This is a genomic window from Catenibacterium sp. UBA627, assembly GCF_002299355.1.
Taxonomy (GTDB): Bacteria; Bacillota_I; Bacilli_A; order Erysipelotrichales; family Coprobacillaceae; genus Catenibacterium; species Catenibacterium mitsuoka.
In genome coordinates, this window is record NZ_DBPF01000129.1 from 7,892 (window position 1) to 8,193 (window position 302).

A 302-nucleotide genomic window follows, 5' to 3' on the forward strand; every position below is an offset into this window, starting at 1 on the left:
TTAAAACGTGATCACATTACTGTATTACATGGTGCAGGTATTAACTTAGATACGTTCAGCTATGTACCATATCCTTCTAATGATACTTTTCATTTCCTATTTTTAGGTAGAATCATGAAGGAAAAAGGTATAGATGAATTATTCAGCAGTATTAGAAGACTTAAAGAAGATAACGAATCTTTTATATTAGATTTAGTAGGATTCTTTGAGGATGAATATAAAGATCAGGTAGAAGAATTAGAAAAAATAGGAATTGTGAAATTCCATGGGTTCCAGTCTGATCCTAGACCATTCTATTCTTC

General features: G+C 30.8%; 1 protein-coding gene. It reads left to right on the forward strand.

Annotated elements, in window-relative coordinates; all coding sequences use genetic code 11:
* A partial coding sequence (locus B2S90_RS08815; protein WP_286696907.1) for a glycosyltransferase occupies positions 1-302 on the forward strand: 302 nt, incomplete at both ends.